4 protein-coding genes, 5 tRNA genes and 1 other RNA gene are annotated in these 7,230 nt (G+C 69.5%); 9 read left to right on the forward strand and 1 reads right to left on the reverse strand.

Going from position 1 to position 7,230, the window contains the following annotated elements; genetic code table 11:
* The 9 genes from D7V80_RS39440 to ffs form a co-directional block, all read left to right on the forward strand.
* A partial coding sequence (locus D7V80_RS39440; protein WP_120592938.1) for a tetratricopeptide repeat protein occupies nucleotides 1–2,985 on the forward strand: 2,985 nt, incomplete at its 5' end.
* Between the two features lie 181 nt (nucleotides 2,986–3,166).
* A complete protein-coding gene (gene serS, locus D7V80_RS39445; RefSeq protein WP_120592939.1) occupies nucleotides 3,167–4,447 on the forward strand; it encodes a serine--tRNA ligase in 1,281 nt (426 codons plus the stop codon).
* Nucleotides 4,448–4,572: 125 nt separating this feature from the next.
* Nucleotides 4,573–4,659: transfer RNA gene (locus tag D7V80_RS39450), tRNA-Ser, on the forward strand.
* Between the two features lie 42 nt (nucleotides 4,660–4,701).
* Nucleotides 4,702–4,791, forward strand: a tRNA-Ser gene (locus tag D7V80_RS39455).
* Nucleotides 4,792–4,820: 29 nt separating this feature from the next.
* A tRNA-Arg gene (locus D7V80_RS39460) sits at nucleotides 4,821–4,897 on the forward strand.
* Nucleotides 4,898–4,921: 24 nt separating this feature from the next.
* Nucleotides 4,922–5,389, forward strand: a complete 468-nt coding sequence (tadA, locus tag D7V80_RS39465; protein WP_014394804.1) for a tRNA adenosine(34) deaminase TadA — start codon at nucleotides 4,922–4,924, stop codon at nucleotides 5,387–5,389.
* A 7-nt stretch (nucleotides 5,390–5,396) separates the two neighbouring features.
* Nucleotides 5,397–5,483: transfer RNA gene (locus tag D7V80_RS39470), tRNA-Ser, on the forward strand.
* A 13-nt stretch (nucleotides 5,484–5,496) separates the two neighbouring features.
* Nucleotides 5,497–5,583 (forward strand) — tRNA-Ser (locus D7V80_RS39475).
* A 28-nt stretch (nucleotides 5,584–5,611) separates the two neighbouring features.
* Nucleotides 5,612–5,704, forward strand: an RNA gene (gene ffs / locus D7V80_RS39480) — signal recognition particle sRNA small type.
* 85 nt (nucleotides 5,705–5,789) lie between these two features.
* On the opposite strand, the gene D7V80_RS39485 is transcribed toward ffs, so the two are convergent.
* Nucleotides 5,790–7,230 (reverse strand): glycosyltransferase family 39 protein (locus tag D7V80_RS39485; protein ID WP_233586069.1); only part of this gene is annotated, 1,441 nt, incomplete at its 5' end.

A 7,230-nucleotide genomic window follows, 5' to 3' on the forward strand; every position in this document is an offset into this window, starting at 1 on the left:
GCCGTGGACTTCGGCGACGTGGACTTCGGCGCCCCCTCGCCCGTCCCGTCCTCCGCGGCCACGGGCCTGCCGGACGCGCTGGAGTTCGACCCCACCGCCGCGCCCGTGGATGACCTGGAAGCGGACCTCTCCGCGCCGCTGCCGCCCCCGCCCGCCGCGGGCCCCGCGGACGGCCTGGAGATGCTCAGCTTCATCGACGACAGCGCCGGCAAGGACGCCGGTGGCCGCGTGCAGGTGAAGCGCTTCCACGTGCGCCGCCGCTCCGGGAAGATGTTCGGCCCGTTCGAAGAGGGCGTCATCGTCAAGATGCTCGAGGACGGCCAGCTCCTGGGCAACGAGGACGTGTCGCCGGACTCGGAGGCGTGGTCCGCCATCGGCACCGTGCCCGTCTTCGCCGCCGCCATCCAGCGGCTGATGGAGGGTCCGGCCAAGGCCGTGCCGCTCGCGGCCACCCCGGGCGCGCCGGCTCCGGAGGCGGCGGGCGCCGCGGATCCCGCCAACCCCCAGGCCAGCATGGAGCGGCTGCGCCAGCTCTACGAAGGCCGCATGGCCGCGGTGTCCGTCGTGGACCGCAGCGCCTCCGACGCCAAGTGGAAGAAGCGCATGCCCGCCATCATCGCCGCGGGCGTGGCGGTGCTCGTGCTGGGCACCGGCGCCAGCTTCGAGGCCAGCCGCTACGGCGCCTTCGGCCGCAACAAGTTCTTCCCGTCCCGCGTGGCTTCCGGCTCCCCCGAGGCGAAGCTCGTCGAGGAGGCGCGCAAGGGGCTCCTGGCGGACACCTACGCCAGCTACAAGGAAGCGCGCACCAAGAGCGCCCAGGTGCTGGCGAAGACGGAGTACCCGGAGGTCCGCGCCCTCTGGTGCCAGTCCGTCGCCTACCTGCAGCGCCGCTACGCGGCCGGAGAGCGCGCCGACCTCACCACGTGCGGCAAGCACATGGAGGCCATCGAGCTGCTGGGCGAGAAGAACGTGGAGGTCATCAAGACCACCGCCGGCATCGCGCTCACCCAGCGAAAGGCGGCGGAGGTGCAGGCCCGCCTGCGGGACGCCGCCGTCCGCGAGGACAACCAGGGTGACCTGGAGCTCTCCTTCCTCCTGGCGGAGTCCTACGCGCAGCAGAAGGACATCGGCAACGCCGTCGCCACGCTGACCAAGGTGCTGGAGAAGGACGCGAAGTCCGCCAAGGCCCACCACGCGCTGGGCAACCTGTACCAGGCGCAGGGCAAGGCCGACGAGGCCGCCAAGGCCTACGCGGAAGCGCTCGCCGCGGATCCGCAGCACGCCGCCTCCGCGGTGGAGCTGGCCGCGGTGGAGCTGCTGGTGCGCAAGTCGAACATCGAGCAGGGCGCCCAGGCCGTGGAGAGCGCCCTGAAGCTCCAGGACGCGCTGGGGCCCGCCGAGCGCGCCCGCGCCCGCGGCCTCAAGGGCGTGGCCCTCTTCCAGCAGTTCAAGCCCAAGGAAGCGGAAACGGAGCTGAAGGAGGCCCTCAAGGACAACCCGGACTCCGACTTCATCAAGGCCCAGCTGGCCCAGGTGCTGCGCTCGCAGCGCGACTACGACGGCGCGCTGCCGCTCTACGCCTCGCTCGCGAAGGAGGACAGCGACAACCTGGGGTTCGTGGACGGCCACATCACCGCGCTGGTGATGACGGGCAAGATGCAGGACGCCCTCACCGCCGTGGAGGCCGCCAGCAAGAGCTTCCCCAACGAGGCGCGCATCGCGTACCTCTACGGCCGCATCGAGGACGCGCTGGACAAGCCCACGGAGGCGGAAGGCCACTTCAAGCGCGCCACCGCCGCCGACGCGAAGCTGGTGGACGCGGGCCTGTACCTGGGCCGCCTGTACCTCCGGCAGCACCGCAACGCGGACGCGCGCACCCTGCTGGAGGCCGCCGCGCAGCAGGCTCCGGAGCACGCGGGCGTGCACGCCGGCCTGGGTGAGCTGGCGCTCGCGGAGAACAACAGCCTGCTCGCGCAGCAGGAGTTCGACCGCGCCGTGCAGCTGGACCCCAACCTGGCGGACGCCCACCTGGGCCTGTCGCGCGTGGCCCTGCTCAACGGCGACGCCACCCGCGCGGAGACGGAGGCCAACCGCGCCCTGGAGCTGGATCCGCACCTGCTGAAGGACGGCCGGCTGCAGCGCGGCCTGGTCCTCTGGCGGCTGCACCGGCTGGACGAGGCCGCCGCGGAGCTGGAGAAGGCCAAGGCGGAGGACCCCCGCTCCATCACCACGCCCATCACCCTGGGCGCGGTGCTCCTGGAGAAGGGCGACCTGGCCGGCGCGGAGAGCAACCTGGGCCTCGCGCTGCGCAACGAGCCGTCCAACCACGAGGCGCTCTACTACCTGGGGCTCGTGCGCGCGAAGCGCTCTGAGTACACCCAGGCGCTCGACAGCATGAAGACCGCCGTGGACCGCGCGCCCAAGCGCCCGGACTACAAGTACGCGTACGGCGTCATCCTGCGCGACGCGAAGCGGCTGCCGGACGCCATCGAGCAGTGGAAGGCCGCCGTGGAGCTGGAGCCCGGCTACGCGGACGCGCATGAGGCCCTGGGCCACGCCCACCTGGAGCGCGGCGAGTTCGACGACGCCATCGCCTCCTTCGAGTCGGCGCTCAAGGCGGATCCGCAGCGCACGCGGGTGCTGGGCGCCATGGGCGACGTGCTCTTCAACGCCGCCCGCTGGGACGACGCCGTCCGCCGCTACCAGGCGGCGCTCAAGGCGGATCCGAAGCTCACGTACGTCTACTACAAGGTCGCTCGCGCCTTCACGGAGCAGGCCCAGTACGCCAAGGCCATCGACTGGTACAAGAAGGCCACCACCGCCGAGCCGGACAACGCCCAGTCCTTCTACTACCTGGGCTTCGCCTACAAGGAGCGCAACAAGCGCAAGGACGCCATCACGGCCTTCAAGGAGTACCTGGTGAAGAAGCCGGACGCGGCGGACAAGAAGGACATCGAGGACGAAATCTACGACCTCGAACACTAGGCGGGCTTGACGGGCGGGCCTTCCGTTCCAGGCCCGCCCGGACCTCCGCCCGGACCTCGGGTAGACCGCTGGCGGAGCCCTTCCGGTCAGCCCCCGGGGCCTGGGGGCGTCCGGCCCTGAGCACCCGGCGCGTGGTGAGCCTTGCCGGCTCACGCCCGGGATGACTACAAGGCGAGCCCCTATGCTGGACCTCCGGAACGTTGCGCAGAACTTCGATGCGGTCGTCGCCCGACTGAAGACGCGGGGCGGCAGCCTGGACCTCGGCCCCTTCCAGACGCTCTTCACGGAGCGTCGCGACCTCTATGTCTCCATGGAGGCGCTGGCCGCGCGCCGCAACGCCGCCAACGACGAGATGAAGCGCAAGGCCAAGGAGGACCCGGCCGCCATGGAGAAGCTGCGCGGCGACCTGCGCGGCGTCTCCCAGGAGATCAAGGAGAAGGAGGCCCGCCTCAAGGAAGTCGAGGACGAGCTCAACCGCATCCTGCTGGTCATCCCCAACGTGCCCCACGAATCCGTCCCGGTGGGCGCGAGCGCGGACGAGAACATCCAGGTGAAGAGCTGGGGTGAGAAGCCGAACCTGCTCTTCACGCCGAAGCAGCACTTCGAGCTGGGCGAGTCGCTGGGCATGCTCGACTTCGAGCGCGCCGCGAAGGTGTCCGGCAGCCGCTTCACCTTCTACAAGGGCGCCCTGGCCCGGCTGGAGCGCGCGCTCGTCACGTTCATGATCGACGTGCACACGTCCAAGGGCTACACGGAGCTCTTGCCGCCCTACCTCGTGCTGCGCGAGACGATGATGGGCACGGGCCAGCTGCCCAAGTTCGAGGACGACGCCTTCAAGACGTCCGGCGACCCCGAGCGCTTCCTCATCCCCACCGCGGAAGTCCCCGTGACGAACTACCACGCGGACGAAATCCTGGAGGGTGAGCAGCTGCCCATCCGCTACTGCGCCTTCAGCCCGTGCTTCCGCGCGGAGGCCGGCGCCGCGGGGCGCGACACGCGCGGCCTCATCCGCCAGCACCAGTTCCACAAGGTGGAGCTCGTGAAGTTCTCCCAGCCGGACAAGAGCCTGGAAGAGCTGGAGGCCATGACGGACGACGCGTGCGACATCCTCCGCCGGCTGGGGCTGCACCACCGCGTGATGCTCCTGTGCACCGGGGACATGGGCTTCGGCGCGCGCAAGACCTACGACATCGAGGTCTGGCTGCCCGGCCAGGGCGCGTACCGGGAGATTTCGTCCTGCTCGGACTGCGGCGACTTCCAGGCCCGCCGCGCGAAGATCCGCTTCCGCCCCCAGAAGGGGGACAAGCCCCAGATGGTGCACACCCTCAACGGCAGCGGGCTGGCCGTGGGGCGCACGAGCATCGCCATCATGGAGAACTACCAGCGGGAGGACGGAAGCGTCGCCATCCCGGAGGCGTTGGTGCCGTACATGGGCGGGCTGAAGGAACTTCGCCCCCTCTAGTCAGGGTGATGGGGCCCCGGACGTAAAAAGGGGCCAACATCTCGCTTGCCACGCGGAAGAAATGATGTAGAAGGGCGGCCCCACGGGCGCGGTTGGCCCGCCGGGAACCGAGCGGCACCTGCTGTGGAGGCGTGGCCGAGCGGTTGAAGGCAGCGGTCTTGAAAACCGCAGAAGGTGAAAGCCTTCCGTAGGTTCGAATCCTACCGCCTCCGATTTTGAGCTTGAGTTTCGTGGTTCTTTGACAGAGAAGAGTTGGAGAGATGGCCGAGAGGCTGAAGGCACAGGTTTGCTAAACCTGCATACTCGAAAGGGTATCGAGGGTTCGAATCCCTCTCTCTCCGCCACTTGATGTAAAGCAGCAGCCGGAAGAAATGCTCCCTTAGCTCAGCTGGATAGAGCGTCGGACTACGAATCCGAAGGCCGGAGGTTCGAATCCTCCAGGGAGCGCCACTTCTTCTCAGGCGCGCACGTAACATGAGTGACGACATCGCTTTCATGCAGCAGGCTTTAGAGCTCGCGCGGGAAGCGGCTTCACTCGGTGAAGTTCCGGTGGGTGCGGTAGCGGTGCTGGACGGAAACGTCGTGGGCACGGGCTACAACCGCCGTGAATGCGACCGAAACCCCTTTGCTCATGCTGAGATGCTCGCGCTGGCAGCCGCAGCGAAAGCTCGCGATGCGTGGCGACTCTCCGGGGTGACCCTCTACGTGACGCTGGAACCGTGTGCGATGTGCGCCGGTGCACTGGTTCAGTCTCGTGTCACCCGACTCGTCTTTGGTACAATGGATCCGAAAGCGGGCGCGGTCGGCTCGCTGTACAACCTGGTGGAAGAGCCCCGGCACAACCACCGGCTTCAGGTGACAAGCGGTATCCTGGCGGAAGACAGTCGCCAGCTTCTCAAGACGTTCTTCGAGCGCTTGCGCGCGAAGCGACGTGAAAACTGAATACTCTGGAGAGCTGGCCGAGTGGTCGAAGGCACCTGACTCGAAATCAGGCGTACCGGTAACGGTACCGTAGGTTCGAATCCTACGCTCTCCGCTCCATCGTGATTGGAGAGGTGGCCGAGCGGTTGAAGGCACACGCCTGGAACGCGTGCATATCTGAAAGGGTATCGTGGGTTCGAATCCCACCCTCTCCGTTGTTATTTTCGAAGTAGCAGCACGGATTTTGTGGTCGGGACAACGTGGGGGCGCGAACCCCGCCAGGTCCGGAAGGAAGCAACGGTAGCGTACTTCCGCGTGTGTCCCGGCCGTTCTGTCTCACCTGAAGCGCCGACATCCCTCCGGGGATGCCGGCGCTTCGGCTTTGCGGGCTTGCCCTCCCCTGCCCGGCTGCCGCCTCGTTTCAGTCGCGGACGAGGATGGTCTCGCGCCCCACTTCACGGACGACGCGGAAGCCGGCGGCCTGGAGCTCCGGCAGGGCCCGGCCCTCGAAGGTGACGGCGCGATTGAAGGCCCGGTCGCGGATGGAGGCCTGGAAGGCCGCGTCCCGGGGCCAGTCGCAGGTGCGCCAGGGGATGTTCTTGCCGATGTAGAAGAAGCCCCCGGAGCCCCACAGCCCTTCGTTGACGATGAGCAACCCCGTCGCGTCCCCCCGCGTGGCCCGGGCGATGGCGCGGAACTGGTCCGCTCGCAGGTCGCTGGACGGGAAGCCGCGGCCATGCACGAAGCCCAGGGCCAGCGCGAGCACCGCCGCGCCATTCCTCAGGCCCGGCTGGGAGAGCGCGGTGATGGACGCGGCCAGCTGGGCCGCCGCCGCGAGCAGCGCCACCACCAGCCCCGGGTAGAGGAAGCGCTCCTCCTTGTGGGGCGTGGCCAGGAGGACGGCGGTGTAGACGGCCGCGCAGGTGAGGGGCAGGGACAGCGCGCGAAAGCGCAGCAGGGGGGCCAGCGACAGGGGCACGGCGGCCCAGGCCCAGAGGGGCACGGCCTGGAGCAGCGGCTCCCAGTAGAAGTCCGGCGGCGAGGCGCCGAACGCGGCCGCGGCCTTCCCGGAGAGGAGGTTGTAGTCCACGTAGGCCAGCAACGAGTGGAAGGGCATGCCCCAGGTGCCCCAGTCGAGCAGGCCCAGGGCCAGCGCCACCGCCGCGCCTCCCACGCAGGTGAAGGCGAGCAGGCGCCACCTCCGGGCGACGACCAGCCACCCGAGCGCGGCCACCACGAAGAGGGCGGACGGGTAGCGCGTCACCACGGCGAGCCCCAGGGCCATGCCGCCCAGGAGCCCCGCCCGGCGCACGGGCGCGTCCGCGCCGGGGTCCGGCCGGTCCAGGGCCTCCATGGCCACGAGGAGGAAGGACGCGGAGAAGGACTCCGACAGGGTGCGTCCGGCGAAGAGGAGTACCGGCGCGCTCAACCCCACGAGCAGCACCGCGAGCGCCCCACCCCACGGGCCCGCCCGGCGCTCCGCGAAGCGGTAGACGGCCCACAGGCTCCAGGCGTGCAGGGCGAACTGGGGCAGCGCCACCACGCCCCGGTAGACGCGCGGGTCGGTGACGCCGAACCCGTTCGCCATCTTGAGGAAGGCGGCCAGCACGCCGGGGACGGCCCAGTTGCGCAGGCCCTCGCGCCACTCCCAGGCCAGCACGCCGTAGCCGTGCACGCGCCAGTACGCGGGCTCCAGCGCCTGGAACACCTCGTCCGGATGGATGCGCCCCAGTTCGCTCACCGCGAGGGCGCACGGCACCAGCGCCACCGCGAGGAGCCCCAGCACGCGCAAGCCCGCGGGCAGCGCCGTCCGGACGGGGACCGGAACTTCCAGCGGAGCCTGGGGGAGGACGGGGGCCGGA

The organism is Corallococcus sp. CA054B, assembly GCF_003611625.1.
GTDB classification, from domain to species: domain Bacteria; phylum Myxococcota; class Myxococcia; order Myxococcales; family Myxococcaceae; genus Corallococcus; species Corallococcus coralloides.

Excerpts from the sequence above, each read along its gene's own strand:
- tadA (WP_014394804.1), top strand. The coding sequence starts at position 4,922 with ATGAGTGACGACATCGCTTTCATGCAGCAGGCTTTAGAGCTCGCGCGG.
- serS (WP_120592939.1), top strand. The coding sequence starts at position 3,167 with ATGCTGGACCTCCGGAACGTTGCGCAGAACTTCGATGCGGTCGTCGCC.